This is a genomic window from Arthrobacter sp. LT660 (assembly GCF_056172845.1).
Window position 1 is genome coordinate 589,785 of sequence record NZ_CM149651.1, and the last position, 23,500, is coordinate 613,284.

At 66.7% G+C, this 23,500-nt stretch carries 23 protein-coding genes; 12 read left to right on the top strand and 11 right to left on the bottom strand.

The features are described from left to right. The first annotated feature begins 43 nt into the window (after positions 1 to 43). From AC0QSG_RS02740 to AC0QSG_RS02750, 3 genes are all read left to right on the top strand, one after another. Positions 44 to 2,878, top strand: a complete 2,835-nt coding sequence (locus AC0QSG_RS02740) for a DEAD/DEAH box helicase (protein WP_475376571.1) — start codon at positions 44 to 46, stop codon at positions 2,876 to 2,878. 46 nt (positions 2,879 to 2,924) lie between these two features. Further along, complete coding sequence (locus tag AC0QSG_RS02745) at positions 2,925 to 4,541, top strand: amidohydrolase (RefSeq protein WP_435726130.1); 1,617 nt, start codon at positions 2,925 to 2,927, stop codon at positions 4,539 to 4,541. Positions 4,542 to 4,981: 440 nt separating this feature from the next. Continuing rightward, a complete protein-coding gene (locus AC0QSG_RS02750; RefSeq protein WP_435726131.1) occupies positions 4,982 to 5,716 on the top strand; it encodes a polyprenol monophosphomannose synthase in 735 nt (244 codons plus the stop codon). 112 nt (positions 5,717 to 5,828) lie between these two features. On the opposite strand, the gene AC0QSG_RS02755 is transcribed toward AC0QSG_RS02750, so the two are convergent. From AC0QSG_RS02755 to AC0QSG_RS02770, 4 genes are all read right to left on the bottom strand, one after another. Continuing rightward, positions 5,829 to 6,173 carry an RNA polymerase-binding protein RbpA gene (locus AC0QSG_RS02755; RefSeq protein WP_435726132.1) on the bottom strand — a complete coding sequence of 115 codons (345 nt, stop codon included), beginning with the start codon at positions 6,171 to 6,173 and terminating at the stop codon, positions 5,829 to 5,831. 153 nt (positions 6,174 to 6,326) lie between these two features. Then, positions 6,327 to 7,253, bottom strand: coding sequence for an SPFH domain-containing protein (locus AC0QSG_RS02760; RefSeq protein ID WP_435726133.1), 927 nt, complete (start codon positions 7,251 to 7,253; stop codon positions 6,327 to 6,329). A gap of 62 nt (positions 7,254 to 7,315) precedes the next feature. Continuing rightward, positions 7,316 to 7,783: an NfeD family protein gene (locus AC0QSG_RS02765; protein WP_475376572.1), complete on the bottom strand. Its 468-nt coding sequence runs from the start codon at positions 7,781 to 7,783 to the stop codon at positions 7,316 to 7,318. A gap of 111 nt (positions 7,784 to 7,894) precedes the next feature. Further along, the gene (locus AC0QSG_RS02770) at positions 7,895 to 8,761 is read right to left on the bottom strand and encodes a putative RNA methyltransferase (RefSeq protein WP_475376573.1); all 867 of its coding nucleotides are present in this window, start codon (positions 8,759 to 8,761) and stop codon (positions 7,895 to 7,897) included. Between the two features lie 40 nt (positions 8,762 to 8,801). Here AC0QSG_RS02770 and AC0QSG_RS02775 point away from each other — a divergent pair, with 40 nt between their 5' ends. After that, positions 8,802 to 10,931 (top strand): S9 family peptidase, encoded by a 2,130-nt coding sequence (locus AC0QSG_RS02775; protein WP_475376574.1) that lies wholly within the window; start codon positions 8,802 to 8,804, stop codon positions 10,929 to 10,931. Between the two features lie 20 nt (positions 10,932 to 10,951). Here the strand turns inward: AC0QSG_RS02775 and AC0QSG_RS02780 are convergent, their stop codons facing one another. Beyond that, a complete protein-coding gene (locus AC0QSG_RS02780; protein ID WP_475376575.1) occupies positions 10,952 to 11,620 on the bottom strand; it encodes a peptide deformylase in 669 nt (222 codons plus the stop codon). On the opposite strand from AC0QSG_RS02780, the gene AC0QSG_RS02785 reads away from it, so the two are divergent. Next, positions 11,594 to 11,941, top strand: coding sequence for a VOC family protein (locus AC0QSG_RS02785; protein WP_475376576.1), 348 nt, complete (start codon positions 11,594 to 11,596; stop codon positions 11,939 to 11,941). The two genes, AC0QSG_RS02780 and AC0QSG_RS02785, sit on opposite strands and share 27 nt — an antisense overlap. Positions 11,942 to 12,416: 475 nt before the next feature. Beyond that, positions 12,417 to 12,824 (top strand): VOC family protein, encoded by a 408-nt coding sequence (locus tag AC0QSG_RS02790; RefSeq protein ID WP_475376577.1) that lies wholly within the window; start codon positions 12,417 to 12,419, stop codon positions 12,822 to 12,824. Between the two features lie 55 nt (positions 12,825 to 12,879). Here AC0QSG_RS02790 and AC0QSG_RS02795 read toward each other — a convergent pair whose 3' ends face one another. Both AC0QSG_RS02795 and AC0QSG_RS02800 read right to left on the bottom strand, forming a co-directional pair. Then, entirely contained in the window at positions 12,880 to 13,434 is a 555-nt protein-coding gene (locus AC0QSG_RS02795) for a hypothetical protein (protein WP_475376578.1), read from the bottom strand. Further along, positions 13,435 to 14,034: a hypothetical protein gene (locus AC0QSG_RS02800; protein ID WP_475376579.1), complete on the bottom strand. Its 600-nt coding sequence runs from the start codon at positions 14,032 to 14,034 to the stop codon at positions 13,435 to 13,437. 101 nt (positions 14,035 to 14,135) lie between these two features. Between AC0QSG_RS02800 and AC0QSG_RS02805 the strand changes: the two genes are divergently transcribed. Continuing rightward, positions 14,136 to 14,519 (top strand): DUF3054 domain-containing protein, encoded by a 384-nt coding sequence (locus tag AC0QSG_RS02805; RefSeq protein ID WP_475376580.1) that lies wholly within the window; start codon positions 14,136 to 14,138, stop codon positions 14,517 to 14,519. A 62-nt stretch (positions 14,520 to 14,581) separates the two neighbouring features. Further along, on the top strand, positions 14,582 to 14,860 hold the full coding sequence (locus AC0QSG_RS02810) for an Lrp/AsnC family transcriptional regulator (protein ID WP_435726143.1): 279 nt from the start codon (positions 14,582 to 14,584) through the stop codon (positions 14,858 to 14,860). A gap of 22 nt (positions 14,861 to 14,882) precedes the next feature. Here AC0QSG_RS02810 and trpD read toward each other — a convergent pair whose 3' ends face one another. Then, on the bottom strand, positions 14,883 to 15,938 hold the full coding sequence (gene trpD / locus AC0QSG_RS02815) for an anthranilate phosphoribosyltransferase (protein WP_475376581.1): 1,056 nt from the start codon (positions 15,936 to 15,938) through the stop codon (positions 14,883 to 14,885). 147 nt (positions 15,939 to 16,085) lie between these two features. On the opposite strand from trpD, the gene ctaE reads away from it, so the two are divergent. The 4 genes from ctaE (at position 16,086) to qcrB (ending at position 20,371) form a co-directional block, all read left to right on the top strand. After that, entirely contained in the window at positions 16,086 to 16,724 is a 639-nt protein-coding gene (gene ctaE, locus AC0QSG_RS02820; RefSeq protein WP_435726145.1) for an aa3-type cytochrome oxidase subunit III, read from the top strand. Positions 16,725 to 16,784: 60 nt separating this feature from the next. Beyond that, a complete protein-coding gene (qcrC, locus tag AC0QSG_RS02825; RefSeq protein WP_435726146.1) occupies positions 16,785 to 17,573 on the top strand; it encodes a cytochrome bc1 complex diheme cytochrome c subunit in 789 nt (262 codons plus the stop codon). A gap of 75 nt (positions 17,574 to 17,648) precedes the next feature. Beyond that, positions 17,649 to 18,692 (top strand): cytochrome bc1 complex Rieske iron-sulfur subunit, encoded by a 1,044-nt coding sequence (gene qcrA, locus AC0QSG_RS02830; protein ID WP_475376582.1) that lies wholly within the window; start codon positions 17,649 to 17,651, stop codon positions 18,690 to 18,692. A gap of 2 nt (positions 18,693 to 18,694) precedes the next feature. Further along, on the top strand, positions 18,695 to 20,371 hold the full coding sequence (gene qcrB, locus AC0QSG_RS02835; protein ID WP_475376583.1) for a cytochrome bc1 complex cytochrome b subunit: 1,677 nt from the start codon (positions 18,695 to 18,697) through the stop codon (positions 20,369 to 20,371). A gap of 90 nt (positions 20,372 to 20,461) precedes the next feature. Here the strand turns inward: qcrB and AC0QSG_RS02840 are convergent, their stop codons facing one another. From AC0QSG_RS02840 to ctaD, 3 genes are all read right to left on the bottom strand, one after another. Then, positions 20,462 to 21,250 (bottom strand): GntR family transcriptional regulator, encoded by a 789-nt coding sequence (locus tag AC0QSG_RS02840; RefSeq protein WP_475376584.1) that lies wholly within the window; start codon positions 21,248 to 21,250, stop codon positions 20,462 to 20,464. A 122-nt stretch (positions 21,251 to 21,372) separates the two neighbouring features. Beyond that, on the bottom strand, positions 21,373 to 21,774 hold the full coding sequence (locus AC0QSG_RS02845; protein WP_435726150.1) for a cytochrome c oxidase subunit 4: 402 nt from the start codon (positions 21,772 to 21,774) through the stop codon (positions 21,373 to 21,375). A gap of 2 nt (positions 21,775 to 21,776) precedes the next feature. Next, positions 21,777 to 23,495: an aa3-type cytochrome oxidase subunit I gene (gene ctaD, locus AC0QSG_RS02850; RefSeq protein ID WP_475376585.1), complete on the bottom strand. Its 1,719-nt coding sequence runs from the start codon at positions 23,493 to 23,495 to the stop codon at positions 21,777 to 21,779. Positions 23,496 to 23,500: the final 5 nt, after the last annotated feature.

The window sequence follows — 23,500 nt, forward strand, 5'->3', positions numbered from 1 at the left end:
TCAAGGTCCATTGTCGACACAGCGATTCCGAAGGGCGGACACCATGGGGTCTCCGGCTGAACAGTATGCAGCCGCACGCGAAAGGGGCAAGGAGTCGAAGACCGAGCTCCACGGATTCCGGCAGACGATGAACTTCGAACTCGATCCCTTCCAGATCGAGGCCTGCCGCGCCGTGGAGGCGGGCAAGGGAGTCCTTGTCGCCGCGCCAACCGGGGCGGGCAAGACCGTGGTCGGGGAGTTTGCGGTCCACTTGGCCCTGAGCCGAGGCCTCAAGGCGTTCTACACCACTCCGATCAAGGCACTGAGCAACCAGAAGTTCGCGGAGTTGGCGGCGCGCTACGGCGCGGACCGCGTGGGGCTGTTGACGGGGGACACGACCGTCAACGGCGAGGCCGACGTCGTCGTCATGACCACCGAGGTGCTGCGCAACATGCTGTACGCGGACTCCTCGACGCTCTCCGGTCTGGCCTATGTGGTGATGGACGAGGTCCACTACCTCGCCGACAAGTTCCGTGGCGCCGTCTGGGAAGAGGTGATCATCCACCTGCCCTCTGACGTGCAAGTGGTCTCCCTGAGCGCAACCGTGTCCAATGCGGAGGAGTTCGGGGGCTGGCTGGACACCGTACGCGGGGACACGGAGATCGTGGTCTCGGAGCACCGGCCGATACCGCTCTACCAACACGTTCTGGCGGGCGGGCGGCTGTTGGACCTGTTCGCCGGCGAGCTTTCGTTCGACCAGGCGGCCACCGAGGGCGCTTCGGGTGGCGAAACGTCGATTGCGGTGAACCCCGAACTCACGAAGCTTGCCCAGCGGGACGAGCGTCGCTCGTTCCGCCCCGGTTCGGGGCGCGGTCGCGGTCGGGGTCGGGACCACGGCGTTCCACGCCGGCCGGAGCCGGTGGTCAGGCACCAGGTGTCGCGGCCGGAGATGATCGCCACGCTGGACCGCGCCGCGTTGTTGCCGGCAATCGTCTTCATTTTCTCGCGGAAGGGCTGCGACGCCGCGGTCTCGCAATGCGTGCGTTCCGGATTGCGGCTGACCACCCAGGATGAGGCCCTGCGCATCGAACACGCAGTCGACCTCGCGGCCTACGACCTTCCGCCCGACGACTTGGAGGTCCTGGGGTTTTGGGCCTGGCGCGAGGGTTTGCTTCGTGGTTTCGCGGCCCACCATGCCGGGCTGCTGCCGATCTTCAAGGAAGTCGTGGAGAAGCTCTTCGCACAGAATCTGGTCAAGGCCGTGTTCGCGACCGAGACATTGGCGCTGGGCGTGAACATGCCCGCCCGGTCCGTGGTTCTGGAGAAGCTCGAGAAGTTCAATGGCGAGCAGCACGTCTCCGTCACTGCGGGGGAGTACACCCAGCTGACGGGCCGGGCGGGCCGCAGGGGGATCGATGTCGAGGGCCATGCCGTGGTGCTCTGGCAACCGGGGACGGACCCGGCGGCAGTCGCCGGCCTGGCCTCGCGACGAACCTACCCGCTGAACTCCAGCTTCCGGCCCACGTACAACATGAGCCTGAACCTCTCCTCGCAGTTCGGCAGGGGCCAGGCGCGGCGCATCCTCGAGTCGTCCTTCGCGCAATTCCAGGCGGACCGCTCCGTCGTGGGGCTCGCGCGCCAGGTTCGAAGCCGCGAGGAGTCGCTGGACGGATACGCGCAGGCCATGACCTGCCACCTCGGCGACTTCTCCGAGTACGCGCGCCTGCGCCAGGAGCTCAGGGACGCCGAACGCGACGTCTCCCGGACCGCCACCAGGGCGCGCCGGTCCGCGGCGGAGCAATCGCTGGGGCAGCTGACGCCGGGAGACGTGGTCGACGTCCGCGGTCCGCGCCGCCTGGGCCGGTGCGTGGTCATCGGGCTCTCCGATTCGCACCGGGACATGCGCCCCACGGTTCTGACCGAGGATAGGCAGATCCGCCGCATCGGGGTCCAGGACCTTGATGGACCGGTCGACGTCGTCTCCCGGATTCGCGTCCCCAAGGGTTTCACTGGCCGGACGCCGAAGGAGCGCAAGGACCTGGCGGCCTCCCTGCGCAACGCCCTGCACGAGCGGCGGCCCCCACGCCGCGAGGCGGCCGGTTTCGACTTCTCCGGGACCGCCGATCAGGACGCCAAAATCTCGAGGCTGCGCGGTGCGCTCAAGCGGCATCCCTGCCACGGATGCGGCGAGCGCGAGGACCACGCCCGCTGGGCCGAACGGTGGTGGAAGCTGCGCCAGGAGACTGATCGGCTGTCCGGGCAAATCAGCGGACGCACCAACACGATCGCCAAGACGTTCGACCGGGTCTGCACTGTACTTGAGGCGTACGGATACCTGGCGGTCCCACGGGATGCCGCCGGTGGAAGGGAATCGGACGTCCCGGTCACCACCGCCTCGGGCAACCGGCTGCGGCGCATCTACGGGGAGAGGGACCTGCTGACCTCGTTGGTCCTGGAATCCGGCGTGCTCGACGGTCTCGGCGCGGCCGAGCTGGCGGGATTCGTCACCACCCTTGTTTACCAGGCAAAGCGCGAGGACGGGGGAGTGCATCCGAAGCTCCCCAGCCCGGCGATGGAACGGGCCTGGGATACGTCAGTCCGAGCGTGGTCCGACCTGACGGACCTCGAGGTGGCCAACAGGCTTCCCGAAACCGCGGAACCGGAATCCGGACTCGTCTGGCCCATGTACGGTTGGGCCCGCGGCAAGGATCTCAAGGACTGCTTGCGGGGCACGGACCTGGCAGCCGGAGACTTCGTCCGATGGGCCAAACAAGTCATCGACACCCTTGACCAGCTTGCCAAGGTGCCGGACCTGCCGACGCCTTTGGCGCGCACCTGCCGGGACGCCGTGTCGGCGGTCCGGCGCGGCGTCGTCGCCTACTCTAGCGTCGCCGACTGACGCCGCCCCGGCCCAGGCCGGACGAACCATGGAAGGAACCACTTTGATGTCTTCGCTGGTCATGTACCGCAACGGGGCCGTGTACAGTCCCGCAGATCCCTTCGCCACGGCCATGTTGGTCGACGGCGACACCGTGGCGTGGGTGGGGCAGGAAGCGGCCGCATCCGGCCTCTTGGACGACTCCATGGAAGTGGTCGACCTCGAAGGGGCCCTGGTGGCGCCCGCGTTTTTCGACTCGCACGTCCACCTCACGGAGACCGGCGCGGCCTTGGCCTCAATGGATCTCACGGGAGCCGGTTCCGTGGCCGAAGTCCTGGACGCGGTGTCGGGACGGGCTGCCGAGTCCACGGGGGCCGTCACCGGGGCCGGGTGGGACCAGAGCGCCTGGCCCGACGGACGCGTTCCGTCCGCGGACGAACTCGAGGCCGCGGGGGGCGGACGCGATGTCTACCTCACACGCATCGACGTCCATTCGGGGCTCGTCAATGCCTCGTTGGCCCGGCGGCTGGAGCTGGACGGCGTGGACGGCTGGGACGGCGTCGGCACTGTCGTGCGCGAGGCCCATGCGCGCGTGCGCGAAGCCGTGTTGGACTTCAGCGACGCAGCGCGCCGGGAGCACCAACTGCGCGCGCTGCGGCACCTGGCCTCGACCGGGCACGCCGGCGTGGCGGAGATGGCCGCGCCCCACATCGGAACCCGGCGAGACGTCGAGGTGCTGACCGGCCTGTTGGACGACGAGGGCCAGGACCATCCCGCCGTTCACATCTACTGGGCCGAAACCGCCTCCACGGCCGACGAGGCGCGCCGGCTAGCCGACGGATTCGGACAGGGCCGGTTGAGCGGCCTGGGCGGGGACCTCAACATCGACGGGTCGCTGGGCTCCCGCACTGCGTACCTTCGCGAGCCTTATGCCGACGACGCCGGTAACCGCGGCACGCTGTTCCTGGACGAGGAGGGCGTCGCCGCCCACGTGGCGGCCTGTTCGGAGGCCGGGATCCAGGCCGCGTTCCATGTGATCGGAGACGCCGGCGTCGACACCGCCGTCGCGGGTTTCCGGCTGGCGGCCGACAGGGTCGGGCTTTCCACCGTGCAGGCGGGACGGCACCGCCTGGAACACGTCGAGATCGTCGACCAGCCGGCAGTTGACGCGTTTCTGGAATTCGGCATCACAGTTTCCCTTCAGCCCGCGTTCGATGCGTACTGGGGTGGTCCCGCGGGTCAGTACGAGCAGCGCCTCGGACCGGAGCGCAGCGCGCGGATGAACGAAGTCGGGCGGTTCCTTGCCGCGGGCGTTCCCGTCTGCCTCGGTTCCGACACCCCCGTGACGGCGGCCAGCCCGTGGGCCGCCGTACGGGCGTGCCTGGAGCACAACACTCCCGCGGCGAGGGTTTCCGCGCGTGCCGCATTCCTGGCTCACACACGTGCCGGACATCGTGCGGTCGGTGCGGCCAACCCTCTTGCCGGACAATTGGCGCCGGGGTCGGAGGCGACGTTCGCGGTGTGGGCGGCATCGGAGTTGGCGATACAGACGCCGGACGCGCGGGTATCTTCCTGGAGCACGGATGCCCGTGCGGGTACTCCGATGCTGCCCGTCCTGGAGGCCGAACTGCCGACGTGCCTGCGGACCGTTCGGGCGGGACGGGTCATTTTCGAACGCGCCTAGCTACACGCATGATTCGGTGCGGCGGGCCGCAAGAGGACCCTCCGCCGACTCGCACACCTGACTAGTGTTTCCGCGCAAGCCACCTTGTCAGAAGATGGTTGACACAGGGTAACCAACGGCTAGGCTGGTCTCTCAGCGGCGACTTCGATGGTCTTTGGTCGCCCTGCCGGAATCACGGCAACCATCACAGGACTAGGCCCCGGGAGCAGTAGAAAACAACTTCCCACGCGTCCGCGCGAGACGATGTTGGTCCGAAGTTCCCGGGGTCTTTCCGTGCCCTCCCGGAGTGGGAAACGGCCGTCCGACGGCCGGGCCGTATACTGGTTCACTGGCTTCCCCGCGTGCGGTTCGTCCGCTGTGGGGCAGGGGCGAGTCGCCCCGGCCGAGAAACGGACCCGCGCCGCGGGCTTCGCATCATCGTGTAAGAGGGGTAATACCGCGTGCGGGTAGTCACCATCATTCCGACCTACAACGAACTCGAGTCCCTTCCCATCACCATGGGACGCCTGCGGACGGCCGTTCCGGACTCCGACGTCCTGGTTGTGGACGACAACAGCCCGGACGGAACCGGGGATCTTGTGGACCGCATGGCCGCGGACGACCCGCGAATCCATGTCTTGCACCGGACCGGCAAGGCCGGCCTCGGAGCCGCGTATCTTGCCGGATTCCGGTGGGCGCTGGACCGCGGGTACGACGTCGTCGTCGAGCTGGACGCCGACGGCTCGCACAAGCCCGAGCAATTGCCCCTCCTCCTGGCCGAGATTCCGAAGGGTGCCGACCTGGTCATCGGTTCTCGTTGGGTCAAAGGCGGTGGCGTCGTGAACTGGCCCCTGCACCGAAAGCTGATCTCGCGCGTCGGCAGCTTCTACGCGCGCACCATGCTGGGGCTGAGGCTCAAGGACGTCACGGCCGGCTTCCGCGCCTTCCGCCGGGAGACCCTCGAGGCGTTGGATCTCGACGCGGTCGAGTCCGTCGGCTACGGGTTCCAGGTGGACATGACCTTCCGGGTCGCGCAACTGGGCAAGAACATCGTCGAGGTCCCGATCACGTTCGTGGAGCGCGAGTTGGGCGTATCCAAGATGAGCGGGAACATCGTCGTTGAGGCCATGTGGAACGTGACCCGCTGGGGCGTGGGCTCACGCTGGAAGAAGCTCACGGGAGGCTTGGGCGGCTGACAATCCGCCAGCCCCGCACCCCTCCCACGCAGAAGACCCGCACCAAAACGGTGCGGGTCTTCTGCGTGGAGTGCGTCCTCCGGCTGGGGGTGAAGCCTCACGGGTCCGGCGGCTAGGAGACCTTTTCGCCACGCGCCACGCGCAGCTTGTCCAACCGGTCCTTCAGGATCTGCTCCAATTCGTCGACCGAACGTCGCTCCAGCAGCATGTCCCAGTGGGTGCGAACGGGCTTCTCGTTGGAGTCGACCGGCTTCTCACCGTCGACGAGCAGGGCTTCCTTGCCGGTTTTGGACACCCAGGTCGCCGGGATCTCGGCCTCGGAGGAGAACGTCACGAAGACCTGCTCGCCGTCCTCGCACCGGTACTCGACACGCTGGCGGGGCGCCGGCTCGACGCCCGCCTCCGTCTCCATGCTTTGTGCCCCAAGGCGCATTCCGCGCAGACTACGATCGCTCATCATTTCTCCCTACTGCGTTACAACGGCTGACGGTAACGGCTTTGATGTTCAACGTCACCGCCGGTGTAATGATTCCCGGCGGTACGGAAGTCTCGAAGAGTCAAGTATACGCGCCAAGACGGCGGGCGCCGGAGCCCGCCGCCATGGGTTTGCCTACGGCGTGCGGTGCGAACCGGCGTCGTCGTCCGATTCCGGACGCAGGTTGCCGAGAGCCCCGCCGATGCCTTTGAGGGCCTCGCCCACCTCGCTGGGGATGATCCACAGCTTGTTCGAGGAACCCTCGGCGAGCTTGGGTAGCGTCTGAAGGTATTGGTAGGCGAGCAGTTTTTGGTCCGGGTTCCCCTCGTGGATGGCACCGAAGACCTTGGCGATGGCCTGCGCCTCACCGTCGGCCCGGAGGATGGCGGCCTTCGCGTCGCCTTCCGCGGCGAGGATCGCCGCCTGGCGCTGTCCCTCGGCGGTGAGGATCTGCGACTGCTTCGTGCCTTCGGCCGTCAGGATGGCCGCGCGGCGGTCGCGCTCGGCGCGCATCTGCTTCTCCATCGAGTCCTGGATGGACAGCGGCGGATCGATCGCCTTCAGCTCGACGCGGGACACGCGGATGCCCCACTTGCCGGTCGCCTCGTCGAGAACGCCGCGCAGTTGACCATTGATCTGGTCGCGCGAGGTCAGCGCCTCCTCGAGATTCAGGCCACCGACGACGTTACGAAGGGTGGTCGTCGTCAGCTGTTCGACCGCCTGGATGTAGTTGGCGATTTCGTACGTGGCGGCGCGCGGCTCGGTGATCTGGAAGTAGACCACGGTGTCGATCGAGACCACGAGGTTGTCCTCCGTGATCACTGGCTGCGGCGGAAAGCTCACCACGTTTTCCCGAAGGTCCAGGAGCGGCAGGAGGCGATCCACGAAGGGAATGAGGATGGTCAGCCCGGGCCCCAGCGTGCGCTGGTACTTCCCCAGACGCTCCACAATTCCGGCCCGCGCCTGCGGGACGATGCGCACCGAGCGCAAAAGGACGATCACGACGAAAACAGCCAGAACTATCAGGACGATTCCGACGCCGGATCCCGGCGAGTCAAACATGTGTTCCCCCTTCGTTGCGCGCCACGTGGGCGCGGTGGCCGGAGCGTCCGGCCCTTGGTTCCCTACTCGCCGGCGGGCTCGGAAGCCCGGGCGGTGATGTATGCGGTCGCACCCGAAATGCGCACCACGGTTCCGTACACGCCCGGGTCCATCGGCGCGTCGTCGTCCGTGCGCGCGCTCCAGGTCTCGCCGCCGATCTTGGCGCGGCCGGCCATGCGGGACGTGGGTTCGAGCACGAGCGCGTCCTGTCCGAGGAGGCGGTCGACGTTTGTCCGGTGGCTGGGCGGTCCCTTGCGCAGGTGCTTGAGCGCAATGGGACGCAGGAAGAAGACCATGGCCAGCGCAAGGACGCAGAAAACCAGCGCCTGCAGCCAAAAGGGACCCCCGGCCAGCGCCACGAACACGGCGCCGAGCGCGCCTCCGCTGAGCATGATGAAGTACAGGTCCAGCGACATCATTTCGATGATGGCGAGGATCAGGAAGAGCGCCAGCCAGAAGACCCAGCCGTTGGTGACGATCCACTCGAACATTGGTCCACCGGGTTTCACTGTGGAGGGCCCGGGTGGCCCTCGGTACCTACCATCTTGCCCGATGGCGCCGCCGGGGTTCGTCACCCCGGAGGCGTATGTTGGCCGGCCGGGTCAGCGGCGGCGGAAAACCTGGACGCGGAACGCGGCGGTGACCGTCTCGGGCAACATGCCGCCGGAGAGCCTCTCGCGCAGTCCGGCCCCGTCCAGATGGTGGCCGGCGGGGCCCATCAGCGCGAGGCGAAGGGCGTCTTCCGCTCCCAGCCGCATCGCAAAGCTCAGCGGCGTCGTTTTCAGGTGGTCGAATCCGTCCCCGAGCCTGGCCGACACGGATTCCTCCTTCCCGCCGGCAATGGCCAACAGGCCGAGATGTTCGGCCGCCTCGGCCAGGTGCTGGGGCAGGGGCGTGACGACGACGGCGATCCCACCGGGGGCGAGGACCCTGCGGTACTCGGCGCCGTTGCGCGGGGCGAACACGTTCAGCAGGATGTCGACCGACGCGTCCGCGAGTGGGAGGGGGCGCCACAGATCCCAGACGAGGGCGGTGGTGTCCTGGAGTCTGGCGGCTCGGCGCATGGCATACCGGGAGATGTCCATGGCGACGGCCGTGGGCCGGGTTCCCGCGGCGCGGACGGCCGCCAGCGCCGCGGCCAGGTAGTAGCCGGTGCCTGCCCCGGCGTCGAGGATCGTTGCGTGTTCGCGGCCGCGGGTCGCCTCGACCACCATGCCGGCGACGGCCTGGGCGAGCGCAGAATAATGTCCGGCCGCCAGGAAATCCGTCCGGGCCTGGACCATGGCGGCGGTGTCCTCGCGGAACGCGGTTCCCTTGCCGGTCAGGAGGTTGTAGTAACCCTGCTTGGCGGCATCGTAACGGTGGCCTACGGCGCAGACCAGAGGCCGGTTGTTCTCGGCCACGAGGCACAACGCCCGCGCGCAGACCGGACAGCGCAACGCGAGCGTGAGGTGTTGGGGGGAGCTCACGGTTATTTCTTTCAGTAACTCTTTCAGATATGATCGCGCTGTGAAACCGACTCAGCTCGATCTGATGACCACTCTATCCGCGCCCTCGATCAGTCCCGACGGGCGCCGTGCGGTGGTCTCCGCTTCGCGGCCAAGCATCGAGGCGGACGCCCCGGTGGGCCAGCTGTGGATGGTGGACCTGGTGGGAGGCACGTGGCGCCGGTTCACCCGTGGGCAATCGGACGCGGCGCCTGGGTTCTCGCCCGACGGCCGGATCGTCGCCTTCCTGCGTCCGGACGGCAAGGGCCGTCCGCAGTTGGCGGTCGTCGACGCCGGGGGAGGGGAGCCACGCATTGTCACGGACAGGCCTTTGGGGGTGTCCGCGTTCGCGTTTTCCCCCGATTCCGCGCGCCTGGCGTTCGTCAGTCGCACTCCGGAGGAGGGCCGATACGGAACGCTCGACGGCGTGGGCGCAGGTGCGGAGGACCCGCGGCGCATCACCGGGTTCAAGTACCGCGCGAACGGTCCGGGATTCATCCGGGACAAGGTGCAGGGCATCCACGTCATCGACGTCCCGGCGCTCGACGATGAACCCTTCGTCGAGCCGGTGGGCCGCGCGGCGAAGTCGCTGGCCGACTCCGCTCAGCGCGGTGACGAATCCGGGCGCAGGGACTCGGATGCCGCGGGTCCGGCGGCCAGGGGCATGCCGGCCCCGCGGCTCGTGACGCCCGCGGACCGCGACGCCTCCGATCCCGCCTTCTCCCCGGACGGGCGGCACCTCTACTTCACGGCGGCGCTGCACGCGGGGGCCGACCGCGATCTGCGTTCCATGGTGCACCGTGTCGCCGTCGACCGGGAGGGCGCCGTACCGGAGCCCGTGGCGGGGTCGTCGACGTCGACCCGTTCGTTCGCCGGTCCGGTGTTTTCCCGCGACGGTTCCACGCTGTTCCTGCTGGGGCAGGATCTTGGCCGCGACGGCACGGACTTCGTCGCCCGGAACACCGGGGTCTTTGCCCTCGACGCCGATCTCCTTGGCCGGGACCACGCCTCAGAGCCGAGGCTGCTGACCGATCTGACGGACGCGGACTACACCGGCGCGAGCTCCACGCTCGCGCCTCACGGGACCGGATCCGTCTTGGCGCTCGCACAAGTGCGGGGGAGCGTGGAGCTCCATTGCCTCGACGCCCACGGCGGCGCCCTCGTGCTCGCCTCCGGGCCGCTGGAGGTCGGCGGAGCCGCCGAAGCCGACGGCACGGTGGTTTCCTCCTATGCCACGCCGGCGACGCCGGGCGAGGTGGGCGTCGTCCGGGGTGGGTCGATCCACCGGATCACCGACTTCGCGGCCGGGCTCCGCGAACACACGCGCATCGCCGAGCCCCGGGAACTCGTCGTCGACCCGGCCGACGGCTATCCCGTGCACGGCTGGGTGTTCCTGCCGCGGGGCGAGGGCCCGCATCCGGTCTTGCTGAACATCCACGGCGGACCCTACGCGCAATACGGGTGGTCGTACTTCGATGAGGCGCAGGTCTACGTGGAAGCGGGCTACGCCGTCGTTCAGTGCAATCCGCGCGGGAGCGCGAGCTATGGACGGGAGCACGGCCTGGCGATCAAGGGCGCGATGGGAACCGTGGACCTTCGGGACGTCCTGGCCTTCCTCGACGGCGCCGTCGATACCGAACCGTCACTCGACGGGGGGCGTGTCGGCGTGCTCGGGGGTTCGTATGGGGGATACCTGACCGCCTGGACCATCGCGAACGACCATCGGTTCAAGGCCGCCGTCGTGGAGCGTGCCTACCTGGACCCGCTGAGCTTCGTCGGGTCCTCGGACATCGGCTGGTTCTTCAGCGAGGCGTACACGGGAACGGACCCGGCTCACGTGCTCACGCAGAGTCCGATGGCCAGGGTGGGCGACGTGCGGACACCCACGCTGGTCCTGCACTCCGAGGAGGACTACCGGTGCCCGCTGGAGCAGGCGCAGCGATACTTCGTGGAACTCCTGCGCCACGGGGTGGAGGCGGAATTCCTGTTGTTCCCGGGGGAGAACCACGAGCTGTCGCGGGGCGGCACGCCGTGGCACCGGCGCCAGCGCTTCGAGGCCATCCTCGAGTGGTTCGCCCGGTACCTCCCGGTGGAAGGGCCGAGACCGGCAGCCCCCGCCGGATCGGTCCCGCAGACCGCTCGGGCGCGCTGAGGTCGAAAGCCCCGCCGGTCTCAGAAGCCCAGCGCTGCCCGAGCATTGGCGATGCCCGGCTCGGACCACCGTTCGAGGTATTCGACGGTGCTGGCGAGGCTCCGCGTCTCGGCACGATCGATGTACACGATCCCGTCCAAATGGTCGGTCTCGTGCTGGAAGATCCGTGCCGGCCAGCCGGCGAGTTCGCGCACGACGGCGGCGCCGGCGTCGTCCGTGTATGCCGCCTCGACGACGGCGGGACGCGCGACGACTCCCTGGTAGCCGTTGAACGATAGGCACCCCTCGTAGAACGCGGCGGTGCGCGGGCCGCGCGGCGCGTATGACGGGTTGATGGCCGCGAAGTACTCCAGCGGCGTCCGCTCGCGTTCGACGCCGACTTCCGGGTCCACCGGGTACCGGTCCTCCAGCACCGCGATCCGCAGGGGGACTCCGATTTGCGGGGCCGCGAGGCCGACGCCCGGTGCGTCGTGCATCGTCGCGCGCATCGTCGCGAGGAACGAACGGAGCAGGTCGTCGTCGAGCTGCCCTTCGAAGGCGAACCCAGGCATCCGAAGCACGGGGTGGCCCAGCTGCGCAATCGCGGGCAACGTACCGGACCGGTGGGCCTCGATGATGTTGTGGACCATCTCCGCGATCCGTCCCGCCGGGTAGTCGGAGGCGTGCGCGGCTGCCAAAGTTTCGCTCATGCGATTAAGCGTGGCACAGGGAAACCGGTCCGGGGCGCCCAACTCCGGCGGGACGAACCCGGATGGGTGATGATCGGCCCACCTGACGGCGGAGTCGGGCTGTCGTTCCAAGCCGAGCCGGGCCATGTGCCGCCAGCGTGGCCGTCCATGGCGGGGGAGCAGCAGATGCAGGCGCACCTGGACCTGCTGGTCGATGACCTCCTTGCCGCCGGCGCGCGCGCCGAGCGCCTGGGTGCCGTGGTGGCGTCGGTCCAGCCGCAGCGGGACGTCAGGGTGTATCTGGATCCGGCGGGCCATCCGTTTTGCCTGTTCGAAGGCTGAGAGAACCCGCCGTAGCCCAAATAAGACGCCCCGCTGGCCGCCAAGTGGTTCTAGTTATGTCAACGAGGTTATCTCGGTCGTTCGCGGCCGCGCCATCGCGAAGCCCTCGGTTTGCCCCTGGATTGGTCGGGCGTCGGTGAGGCTAATGTCCGGCGTGACAAATCCGGGCGATGGAATGCCAGAAATGATTGCGGTCGCGCTGATTGGCTGGCTGGTTGGCGGCTGATGTTCGAGATAGTTGGTCCGGCCTTCTGTCCAGCGTATTCGGCGTAGGCGTCGTTGCCTGAAGCCAATTGGCCTGTCCAGGCGCTTGCGGGGCCATCCAATCCCTTCCGACGCCACTGATTCAAACGCCGATAATGTACATTATGTCAAGTAGTACGGAAGCGGACGCCCAACAGACAGCGAGCAGGCCGGCCGAATCGGATGACGTGTTCCCGGGACGCGTGCCCGCGGCCGATGTTAGCGTATCCGCATGACAGCCCCCATGCTCTACGTCAACTTCCCCGGCAACGCCCGCGAGGCGCTCGGATTCTACTCCGACGTGTTCGGCGGCGACCTCGTCCTGCACACCAACGCGGACTTCGGAGACAGCTCCGGCTCACCGGACGCGATCGCGCACGGAGTCCTCGACGGCGTCGTACCGCTGGCCGGGTCCGACGGGGCGGAAGACGGGACGAGCGTTCGGCTGGAGCGCGCGATGATGTCGCTGCTCGGCACGGCCGATCCGGCGACCCTCCACGAGTGGTTCGACAAGCTGGCCGTCGGAGGAACGGTTCTCGATCCCCTGGCCGCGAAGCCGTGGGGCGCGGCCGACGGCCAAGTCGTCGACCGGCACGGGCTTCACTGGCTGATCGGATACGAGCCGACGACCTCGGACTAGATGCCACCTGTCCCTCGCTGATCGACAGTCAGGTCAAGACCCGTCGGGTTCCGGCTCAGCCCTGAACCATGAAGCCTATGCCCGTGCATGCGCACGCCCAGAGGACGCTGGAGAACGTGCCCAGGATGAAGCGCTCCGCTGCGCCGTCCTTTCCGAGTTCGGAATACCGCCCCAGGCCCTTGACCGCAAGGACCACCGCCAGCCCTTCCGGCCAGGAGGCCCATAGTGTGGCGGCGATCGCAACGCGTTCAAGGACCCCGATCCAGGCCCCGCCCTGCAGGACCGGCGGATGGACGTACGTCGACTGCCCCTCGGTGACCGCGGGAGGATCCTCGCGCTCCGCCAGGCGAAGAATGGCTACCGTGACGGGCCCCCCGCCCAAGGCGGCCGCGGCGACGGAGAAAACCACCGCGACGGGCAGGGGGACCGGCTCGAGCGCACCAGTGGAACTCGCCGCCGATGCCACCAGCGCCGCCAATCCGATCAGCAAGACCTGGGACAAGGCCGTGGCGAAGAGCAACTTGTCCGAGCGGCCCCGGAAGCGCCTGAAGTACTGCGGCACTCCCCCGGCGGCCGCCACGACGGAGAGCACGATGGCGATGACACCCATTTACCGTTCCCCGCCCACTCGCCGCGAATACGTGTGAAGCGCCTGTCCGGCGTGCGTGGCCAGGTTCCGCGCCTGGTGCCAGAGGCCCGAAGACAGTCGGCTTGAGACCGCCTGCTGCGTGATTCCCAACCGGGCGGCCGCCTCCTTCTGAGACAGCCCGGAGGAGACCATTGCGCCCGCCTTCTCCGACGCCTCGCTGCGCCGGCGATCCACCTCGGCCACGAGCTGCAGCTCCGCCTCGATCCTGGCCGCCTCCTCCCCCGCCCCGGAGACCGCGATCGAAGCCGGCGAGTTCTTGGCCCGCTCCACCGCATCGCGGGCCATCTCGAAGGCCTCGCCGGCACCGGCCCGGGTCTGCATCGGCAGGGGTTCCTTGACGCCGCCGACGCCGATGCCCACGCTCCACTGCGTCGTCCGTGCGACGTCGAGCGCAAGGGCGGCCGCGTCGCGGCCGTCTTCGAGCACTCCCTGCAGCTCGTCCCCGGCCGTGCGTTCGAAGGGACGCAGTGCGCGATAGTCGGCGTTGAGCCGCTCGACAAGGGCATCGACGCGGTCCGGCCGCTTTCGGGAGGCTCGCTGGTCGATGGTCACAACAATCATGTAACAAGGCTAACGTTTTGTTCTCCCCAATACAAGGCCTAAGTTTTGTGTACGCGGATCGCAAGGCACCTGTCGCCGGGCCCCAAGACTACGATGGGACCATGCAATATCGCTCCCCATGGATTCCGTTGCTGCTCGTTGACGCCCTCCTGGTGATGCTCTTCGCCGCCATCGGCCACCGAGAGCATGAGCGTAGCCTGGGCGTACTGGGTATCTTGGAGACCGCCGCGCCGTTCCTGCTGGCACTGGCTGTTCTCGCCCTGGCGACGCGGTTCCGGGCGACGCACTCGCGGATCTGGCCCCACGGCGTCGTGCTGTGGTTGGGAACCGTCGCGTTGGGACTGGCGCTAAGGATTCTGACGGGATCGACGGCGGCAGTGCCGTTCGTCGTCGTGGCAACGATCGCCCTGGGCGTCCTCCTGCTGGGACGGCGCGCCGTGACCCAGTTCGCGGCCTCACGCAAAGTGCGCGCCGGCGGGCCGTGAACTAGGCTCGAAAGCAGAAGCGGGCGGCTGGCGACCCGCCGAGAGAACCGAAGGCAGGCAACATGATCACAGCGTTCGTGATGATCCAGACGCAGGCGGATAGCATTCCTGAATGCGCGCAGAGCATCTCCGAGATCGACGGCATCAGCGAGGTCTACTCTGTCGCCGGCGACTGGGACCTGATCGCCATCGCGCGTGTCCGGCAACACGACGACCTCGCCGAGGCCATCGCCAACAAACTGTCGAAGGTTCCGGGCGTCCTGGAGACGTCCACACACATTGCCTTCCGAGCGTATTCGCAGCACGACCTCGACGCCGCGTTCTCCCTCGGACTCGAATAGGCGCGCAACCGCCGACGTCCCGCTAACCGGCGGTGACCCGGACCCAGTTCTCCAAGGCGGACGCCGCGCGTCCGGAATCGATGGCATCCTCGGCGCGGGACATCGCCCTGGCCATGCGTTCTAGCAGTGAGACTTCGGCGGAATGGTCCAGCGCGACCAGCGCCGCCGCCGCATTGAGCACGACGGCGTCGCGCACCGGCCCCGGTTCGCCCCCGAGGACGCGACGAACCACGGCGGCGTTGTGCTCAGCGTCGCCGCCGCGCAGATCCTCGAGGGTTGCCCGGGCGATGCCGAGGTCGGCGGCGTCCAACTCCGACTCGGCGACTCCGCCGTCCCTGACCTCCCATACCCGGTTGGTCGTCGTCGTGGTCAATTCGTCGAGCCCGTCTCCGCCGCGGAACACCAGGGCGCGCACGCCCCGGTTCGCCAAGACGCCAGCCATCAGCGGCGCCATCCGCAGGTCGGCGCAGCCGATGGCCGATGCCGTGGGCAAGGCGGGGTTGGTGAGCGGACCCATGAAGTTGAAGACGGTGGCCACCCCCAACTCTCGCCGGGGCACCGCGGCGAAGCGCATGGACGGGTGGAACACCTGCGCGAAGCAGAAGGTGATCCCCGCGGCGTCGAGAACGGCCTCGAGCCGCTCCGCGCCGACGTCCAGCCGCACGCCGAGCGCCTCCAGCACGTCGGCCGACCCGGAGGACGACGACGCGGCCCGGTTGCCGTGCTTGACGATCCGCGCTCCGGCGCCCGCGCAGACCAGCGCCGCCATCGACGAGATGTTGACGGTGTTGTGGCGGTCCCCGCCGGTGCCGACGATGTCCAGCTTCTCCCCCGTCAGGGGCAGGGGCTTCGCGCTGGACACCATGGCCGCCACGAGTCCGGTCAATTCCTCCACCGTTTCGCCCTTGGACCGCAGGGCAACCAGGAAGCCGGCGATCTGTGCGTCGGTCGCGTTTCCGGACATGATCTCGCCCATGGCCCACGCGGCGTCGGCGGTCGAAAGATCGGTTCCCCCGATCAACGCGGTCAGGAGCGCGGGCCAGTTTGGGAACGTACGGGCGGCAGAAGTCGTTGACACGCAACTAGGTTATCTACGTTTTGTAGAAAGTGCGGAATTGTTTCTGCCCCGGTATTCCGCGGAACTTAGGCCTGACCGGCGTGAAAACCGGCGACTCGGGGCCGGATGCATTGGTGCGACCGGCACTTTTATAGACATAATGGCTCTGTGACAACTGCGACTCAAGCCCTCAATGTCCCAGCGCATCCCGCGCTGAACCGCCCCAACATGGTGTCGGTCGGAACCGTCGTCTGGCTTTCCAGCGAGCTGATGTTCTTCGCCGCGCTCTTCGCCATGTACTTCACGCTCCGTGCGGCGTCGCCGGAGCTGTGGGCAACGGAAACAGCGAAACTCAACGTTCCGTTCGCGCTCATCAACACGATCATCCTCGTGTCCAGTTCCTTCTCCTGCCAGTTGGGGGTCTTCCGCGCGGAGGACCTCAAGCCCCGCCGCACCGGCGGGCTGTTCAACTTCAAGGAATGGGGCATGGTCGAGTGGTTCATCGTGACTTTCATCCTCGGCGCCATCTTCGTTGCTGTTCAGGCGTATGAGTACACCGAACTGGTGCACCACGGCGTCGCCCTGAACTCGAACCCCTACGGTTCGGCCTTCTACATCACCACCGGCTTCCACGGAATCCACGTGGCCGGCGGACTCATCGCCTTCCTCCTGATCATCGGGCGCGCATACGTAGCGCGTAAGTTCGGTCACTTCGAAGCGACGTCCGCAATCGTCACGTCGTACTACTGGCACTTCGTCGACGTCGTGTGGATCGCGCTGTTCGCGATCATCTACTTCCTGAAGTAGCCAATCGGCATCGGTTCAACCAGCTCCACCACCCCCAAGAAACTAGTGAGGAACCAGCAAGTGAAGGCTCTTTCGCAAAGGCGCCGCCATCCGCTAGCGGCCGTCGCGCTGCTCTTGATGGGCCTGCTTGTCACGGGCGGCCTGTACGCCGCGGCAGGCAGCGTCAACGAGGCCCAGGCTTCGACCGTGTACAGCGCGAGCGACATTGAAGAGGGCAACAAGCTCTTCGTCGCCAACTGTGCGACGTGCCACGGCATGAACGCAGAGGGCAGCTCCAACGGTCCCTCCCTGGTGGGTGTTGGTGCGGCGGCTGTGGACTTCCAGGTCGGCACCGGCCGCATGCCGATGCAGATGCAGGGCCCGCAGGCACAGATGAAGCCGAGGCAGTTCGACGACGAACAGACTCAGCAGCTTGCCGCGTACGTTGCCTCCCTCGGCGCCGGTCCCGCAGTGCCGGACGCGGAAATGGTCGACGCATCGCTCGGTGATTCCGGCAATGGTGGCGAGATCTTCCGCGTGAACTGCGCGATGTGCCACAACGCCGCCGCCGCCGGTGGCGCGCTGACCCGGGGCAAGTTCGCTCCGGGGCTCGGCGACGTCACCGAGGAGCACATCTACGAGGCCATGGCGACCGGACCGCAGAACATGCCGGTGTTCAACGACTCCAACATCACTCCGGAGGAAAAGCGCGACGTGATCACCTTCCTGAAGGAGATCGAGGCGCAGGGCTCCCCCGGCGGGGCCAAGCTCGGCTCGCTCGGACCGGTTTCCGAGGGACTCTTCATCTGGACGGCGGGCCTCGGCATCGTCATCGCCTTCACCATCTGGTTGACCTCGCGTCCTTCCTGAGGGCTTCCGGCGGGCCATCACACGCCGGATCACTTCGTACCAAGCCATTTTTGAGATAAGAGGATGAGAGACAACATGGGCGACCATAGTCACGGCAGTCCGAACGACCCGGGCACCGTTGCTAAGGCTGGTCCGGGCTCCTTGGAAAGCTTCCAGGACCCCGGCATTCCGCCGCACCGTAAGCGCCTCGCGGATCTGGATCCGCACGCCGCAAAACGTGCAGAGCGTCAGGTGGCGCTACTGTTCGTCATCTCGATCATCGGCACGCTTTCGTTCTTCATCGCGTACTTCGTGCTGGGCAGGCCGGAATCCATCGCCGAGATGCGCACGCAGAACATGATGCTCGGTTTGGGCACCACGTTCGCGATGCTGGGCATCGGCGTGGGCATCGTCCACTGGGCGCGCACTTTGATGCCGGACCACGAGATCGCGGAGTCGCGCCACGAGATCCGCCCGGAGGCGGATCGTGCCGAGGCCGAGGGCATCATCAACGACGTGCTGGAGGAGACGGGCATCATGCGCCGTCCCCTGATCCGGAACTCGCTTATCGGGGCACTCGCTCTGGCGCCGATCCCCGCGATCTTCATGTTCCGCGATCTCGACCGCACGGGCGCGGACGCAGACCAGATCGTCGACCGTCTCCGGTACACGATGTGGGACAAGGACATGAAGCTGACCCGCGACCCGTCCGGCACCCCCATCAAGGCCTCGGACGTCCAGATCGGCTCGGCCTTCCACGTGATTCCGGAAGGCCTGAACGACACCGAGGACCCGCTCAACGAGAAGGCCAAGGCCGTCGTCCTGCTCATGCGGCTGGATCCGCAGAAGATGCAGATCTCTCCCGAGCGCCGCGACTGGCACTACAACGGCATCGTCGCCTACTCGAAGATCTGCACGCACGTCGGTTGCCCGGTGGCACTGTACGAGCAGCAGACACACCACCTGCTGTGCCCCTGCCACCAGTCGACGTTCGACCTCACGCAGGAGTGCAAGGTCATCTTCGGTCCCGCCGGCCACGCACTGCCGCAGCTACCCATCACGGTGGACGCCGAGGGTTTCCTTGTGGCGCAGAGCGACTTCCTTGAACCCGTCGGGCCGAGCTACTGGGAGCGTGGCTAACCATGAGCACCACTAACGCATACCAACCCAAAACCTCCACCGGCCGCATTGCGGACTTCGTCGACCAACGAGTCGGCGGATCCGCCATGGTCAAGGAGTTTGGCCGCAAGATCTTCCCGGACCACTGGTCCTTCATGTTCGGCGAGGTGGCGCTGTACACGTTCGTCATCCTGTTGATCTCCGGAACTTTCCTGACGTTCTTCTTCGACCCTTCCATGGCCCACACGGTCTACAACGGTTCCTACAATCCGCTCAAGGGCGTTGGAATGTCCGTGGCCATGTCATCGACGATGGACATCTCCTTCGACGTCCGCGGTGGACTGTTCATGCGCCAGGTACACCACTGGTCGGCCCTGCTGTTCGTGGCCGCCGTTTCGGTGCACATGCTGCGCGTGTTCTTCACCGGCGCGTTCCGCAAGCCGCGCGAACTGAACTGGGTCGTCGGCGGAGTTCTGCTGGTACTCGCCCTCGCCGCCGGCTTCACCGGCTACTCGCTCCCCGACGATCTGCTCTCCGGCAACGGACTGCGCATCATCGATGGAGTCATCAAGGCACTTCCCGTCGTTGGCACCTACATCTCCGCGTTCCTCTTCGGTGGAGAATTCCCGGGTGTGGCAGTCATTGGCCGCCTTTACATGATGCACATCATGCTGGTTCCCGCGCTGATCCTCCTGATGGTCGCCATCCACCTGTTCATGGTCGTTGTGCACAAGCACACGCAGTACCCCGGCCCGGGCCGCACCAACGACAATGTCGTCGGCTTCCCCGTCGGTCCGGTTTACGCGGCCAAGGCAGGCGGTTTCTTCTTCATCGTCTTCGGAATCGTGGCTTTCATCTCGGGCCTGTTCACGATCAACCCGATTTGGAACTACGGTCCCTACGACCCCTCCCCCGTTTCCGCCGGCACCCAGCCGGACTGGTACATCGGTTGGGTCGACGGAGCGCTACGCCTGATGCCGGGCTACATCGGCAACATGTCGCTCGAATGGGTCATCCCCTTCCCGTGGGGCGGAAACACCCTGATCCTGAACGTCCTGCTTCCGGCTCTGGTTCCCGCCACCATCCTGCTCGGAGCCATGTTCATGTGGCCCTGGATCGAACGCTGGGTCACGAAGGACAACCGTGAGCACCACCTGCTGGACCGCCCGCGCAATGCCCCGACCCGCACCGGCATCGGCGTCGCCGGCGTCATCTGGTACTGCGTCATGTGGGCCGCGGCGAGCTCGGACCTCATCGCAACGCACTTCAACGTCTCGCTGAACGACGTCACCTACTGGCTCCGCGTGCTGTTCTTCGCCGGACCTATCGTCGGTTTCATCGTGGCCCGCCGCATCGCCCTGGCACTGCAGCGCAAGGACCGCGACATCGTCCTGCACGGCCGGGAGGCCGGCGTGATCGAGATGTCGCCGGAGGGTGGCTTCTCCGAGCGGCACGCCCAGCTCGACGAGTACAAGCTCTACAAGTTGGTTGCCTTCGAGTCCCACGAGGTTCTGCCAGCCGTGGCGGATCGCGCGGGACACGTGACGCGGGGCGAAAAGGCCCGCGGCGCGATCTCGCGGTTCTTCTTCGAGGACCGCGTCGCGCCCGTCACGCCCAGCGAGCTGGCAGAAGCGCAGGCACACCACGGCCACGCCGCGGTCGAGTCGGACAACAGGCAGGACGCGATCGAGCGTCACTAGCGCCCGGCCGTAGTGCGGCATGCACGAAGGAGCTCCGACCAGCGGTCGGGGCTCCTTCGTGCATGCGGGCCTGGAGTAGTTCTGCGGGCCTCAATCCCGGTGGGCGTCGTAGTAGTGCGGGGGGCGCGTTCCCGGCCTCTGCAGGGGCACCCAGAGCTTGTAGCGGTCGGCGCGGTACAACGACACGGAATAGTCGAGGAGTTCGCGCCCCACATAGGCATGCCTTTGGATGCGCAACAAGGGCGTCCCGATGTCCACTCCCAGCTGCTGGGCGTTTCCCGGGGAGGCTGCCGCGGCTTCGATCTGGTCCTCGCCCCACTCCATCACGAGCCCGTACCGCTCGTTAAGGCTGCTGTAGAGGGACGTGGGTGCCGGTTCGTCCAGGAAGCCCGGCACCTTGTGTGAGGGCAGATAGTTTTCGTCGACGCTCATCGGGGCCCCGTCGGCCAGAAGTAGGCGGCGGAATCGGACCACCGGGGTGTTCTCCTCGAGCTCCATCTCACGCGCGAGCGCCCCCACCGCGGGGATCTCGTCGAAGCGCAGTACGCGCCCCGCGGGCACCATGCCGCGGCGCTGCATTTCCTCCGTGTAGGACGTCAGCTTGACCTGTAGATCCAGCTTGGGGCGGGCGACGAACGTTCCCACGCCGATGATGCGTTCCAGCACGCCGTCCTCGACGAGCGAATCGATCGCCTGGCGGACCGTCATGCGTGCCACGCCGAAGTGCCGCGTAAGGTCCCGTTCGGAGGGGATGGCCTGGCCGGGCTTGCAGACGGCCTCCGCGTGCTGTTTAAGGATCGCCGTGAGCTGGCCGTGTTTGGTGCCGCCGGCCGTACTCTCCAGACGGCCGCGGATGGAGTCGGCTCGGCTACCGGGCATGGTGGCTGTGCGCTCGGCTGCTGGTGGTCATGCGGCCATTCTACGGTTCCCTGATGACCGCGGTTAAATATCAAGGGCGGCGCATCTGTCGATGCGCCGCCCTTGACTCTTCAGCTGTATGGCTAGTGTGCGTGGTCCCCGCGGCTGTATTCGTAGACCCAGCCGATGAGCGCGATAACCGCCAGGCCGGCACCGATGTAGGTTACCCAGAAGCCAACGGCCATTCCGAGGAACCCGATGGCTGCCGCGCCACCCAAGACGATGGGCCACCAGCTCCACGGCGAAAAGGCGCCAACCACGCCGGCATTCTCGTGGATCTCGCCGTCAAGACGGTCCTCGGGCCGCGGCCCGACGCGCTTGGCGGTGAAGAACAGGTAGAAGCCGACCATGGCCGACATGGCGGCGACCATGAAGATGGCCGGGAAGCCGACCCATTCGCTCCAGTTGGTCATGTAGCCGTAGACGATGCCCACCGGGACGAAGAAGAACACTCCGCCGAGGAAGAGCCAGGATTCGATCTTCATGGTTACCTGTCCTTCTGGTCTGCCGGGCCGAAGATCTTCGCGACGCCGGTCTGGGGCGTGTTGCGCATTCCCAGCTCCGGGTGGTGGAGGTCGAGGGCGGGGCGTTCCGAACGGATGCGCGGAATGGAGTGGAAGTTGTGGCGCGGCGGCGGGCAGGAGGTCGCCCATTCGAGCGATCCGCCGAAGCCCCACGGGTCGTCGACCTCAACGCGTACGCCGTGGCGGTTCGTGACCCAGACGTTCCAGAAGAACGGGATCATCGACATGCCCAGGATGAACGCGAAGATGGTGGAGAACTGGTTCATCGCCGTGAAGCCATCCTCTGGCATGTAATCCGCGTAGCGACGCGGCATTCCCATGACACCCAGCCAGTGCTGAATGAGGAACGTGCCGTGGAAACCGACGAAGAGCATCCAGAAGTGGATCTTGCCCAAACGCTCATTGAGCATCTTGCCCGTCCACTTGGGCCACCAGAAGTAGAAACCGGCAAACATCGCGAACACGACGGTTCCGAACACCACGTAGTGGAAGTGGGCCACCACGAAGTAGGTGTCCGAAACGTGGAAGTCCAGCGGGGGCGCCGACAGGATGATGCCGGTCAGGCCGCCGAAGAGGAACGTCGCCATGAATCCGATGCTCCAGAGCATGGGCGTCTCAAACGTGATGGAGCCGCGCCACATGGTGCCGATCCAGTTGAAGAACTTCACGCCGGTGGGAACCGCGATCAACATCGTCATGAATCCGAAGAACGGAAGCATCACGGAGCCGGTGACGTACATGTGGTGTGCCCAGACGGCCACCGACAGCGCCGCGATCGAGATGGTCGCGAAGACCAGACCCTTGTAGCCGAAGATCGGCTTCCTGCTGAAGACCGGGAAGATCTCCGAGACGATGCCGAAGAACGGCAACGCGATGATGTAGACCTCGGGGTGGCCGAAGAACCAGAAGAGGTGCTGCCAGAGAACCGGCCCGCCCGCTTCGGGATCGAAGATGTGGGCGCCGAACCTCCGGTCCGCGCCGAGGGCGAACAGGGCCGCGGCCAGGGGCGGAAACGCCATGAGGACGAGGATGGCCGTGATCAGCGTGTTCCAGCTGAAGATCGACATGCGCCACATGGTCATGCCGGGTGCGCGCAGGCAGATGATGGTGGTGATGAAGTTGACGGCACCGAGAATCGTGCCGAAGCCCGAGAGCGCGAGCCCGAAGACCCACAGGTCGCCACCGACGCCGGGACTGAACGTGGTGTTGGAGAGCGGCGCGTAGGCGAACCAGCCGAACGACGCCGCGCCCTGCGGAGTGATGTAGCCGGCTACCGCGATGGTGGAACCGAAGAGGAACAACCAGAAGGCCAGGGCGTTGAGGCGCGGGAAAGCGACGTCGGGAGCGCCGATCTGGAGGGGCATGATGACGTTGGCGAAGCCCGCGAACAAGGGCGTGGCAAACATCAACAGCATGATCGTGCCGTGCATCGTAAAGAGCTGGTTGTACTGTTCCTTTGTCTGCAGCAGTTGCATCCCGGGTTCGAACAGCTCGGCGCGGATGAGCAGCGCCATCACACCGCCGATGCAGAAGAACGCGAAGGAGGCGATCAGGTACATGTAGCCGATCGTCTTGTGGTCAGTGGAGGTGATCCAGTTGACGACGATGCGTCCCTTGGAGACGGGGACCACGCGCGGCGCGGAGGTCTTCACCTCGTTGGTGGCGTACTCGTAGGTGGTCATGTTCC

Excerpts from the sequence above, each read along its gene's own strand:
- AC0QSG_RS02740 (WP_475376571.1), top strand. The coding sequence starts at position 44 with ATGGGGTCTCCGGCTGAACAGTATGCAGCCGCACGCGAAAGGGGCAAG.
- AC0QSG_RS02745 (WP_435726130.1), top strand. The coding sequence starts at position 2,925 with ATGTCTTCGCTGGTCATGTACCGCAACGGGGCCGTGTACAGTCCCGCA.
- AC0QSG_RS02755 (WP_435726132.1), bottom strand. The coding sequence starts at position 6,173 with ATGAGCGATCGTAGTCTGCGCGGAATGCGCCTTGGGGCACAAAGCATG.
- AC0QSG_RS02760 (WP_435726133.1), bottom strand. The coding sequence starts at position 7,253 with ATGTTTGACTCGCCGGGATCCGGCGTCGGAATCGTCCTGATAGTTCTG.
- AC0QSG_RS02765 (WP_475376572.1), bottom strand. The coding sequence starts at position 7,783 with ATGTTCGAGTGGATCGTCACCAACGGCTGGGTCTTCTGGCTGGCGCTC.
- AC0QSG_RS02780 (WP_475376575.1), bottom strand. The coding sequence starts at position 11,620 with ATGAGCGAAACTTTGGCAGCCGCGCACGCCTCCGACTACCCGGCGGGA.
- AC0QSG_RS02790 (WP_475376577.1), top strand. The coding sequence starts at position 12,417 with ATGACAGCCCCCATGCTCTACGTCAACTTCCCCGGCAACGCCCGCGAG.
- AC0QSG_RS02795 (WP_475376578.1), bottom strand. The coding sequence starts at position 13,434 with ATGGGTGTCATCGCCATCGTGCTCTCCGTCGTGGCGGCCGCCGGGGGA.
- AC0QSG_RS02800 (WP_475376579.1), bottom strand. The coding sequence starts at position 14,034 with ATGATTGTTGTGACCATCGACCAGCGAGCCTCCCGAAAGCGGCCGGAC.
- AC0QSG_RS02805 (WP_475376580.1), top strand. The coding sequence starts at position 14,136 with ATGCAATATCGCTCCCCATGGATTCCGTTGCTGCTCGTTGACGCCCTC.
- AC0QSG_RS02810 (WP_435726143.1), top strand. The coding sequence starts at position 14,582 with ATGATCACAGCGTTCGTGATGATCCAGACGCAGGCGGATAGCATTCCT.
- qcrA (WP_475376582.1), top strand. The coding sequence starts at position 17,649 with ATGGGCGACCATAGTCACGGCAGTCCGAACGACCCGGGCACCGTTGCT.
- qcrB (WP_475376583.1), top strand. The coding sequence starts at position 18,695 with ATGAGCACCACTAACGCATACCAACCCAAAACCTCCACCGGCCGCATT.
- AC0QSG_RS02840 (WP_475376584.1), bottom strand. The coding sequence starts at position 21,250 with ATGCCCGGTAGCCGAGCCGACTCCATCCGCGGCCGTCTGGAGAGTACG.
- AC0QSG_RS02845 (WP_435726150.1), bottom strand. The coding sequence starts at position 21,774 with ATGAAGATCGAATCCTGGCTCTTCCTCGGCGGAGTGTTCTTCTTCGTC.
- ctaD (WP_475376585.1), bottom strand. The coding sequence starts at position 23,495 with ATGACCACCTACGAGTACGCCACCAACGAGGTGAAGACCTCCGCGCCG.